General features: G+C 58.3%; 1 rRNA gene. It reads right to left on the bottom strand.

The annotated features are described in order from the left end of the window. Nucleotides 1–105 (bottom strand): 16S ribosomal RNA (locus tag PUR56_RS06235); the annotation flags it as partial. Nucleotides 106–283 lie beyond the last annotated feature (178 nt).

Here is a 283-nt window from a genome sequence, read left to right as displayed (position 1 = left end):
CACCCGTTCGCCACTGATCCACCCCGAAGGGCTTCACCGTTCGACTTGCATGTGTTAAGCACGCCGCCAGCGTTCGTCCTGAGCCAGGATCAAACTCTCCGTGAATGTTTACTCGGCCCCGAAATCAATCAGAACCGGTCGCCACCCGCGTTGAGCGGCACGGCAACCACCGGAATAGGGCGGCCCCGCGCACTGCGTCCTCGCTAGTGTTTTACTTCAAAAGGAATCTCCAACCCCGAAACAAGTCCGAGGCCGGGGATGTCAACATATCTGGCGTTGACTT

It is taken from the genome of Streptomyces sp. BE303 (assembly GCF_036290945.1).
GTDB lineage: Bacteria > Actinomycetota > Actinomycetes > Streptomycetales > Streptomycetaceae > Kitasatospora.
Note: the sequence above shows the minus strand (reverse complement) of the source record. Positions and strands in the feature narration are given on the sequence as shown.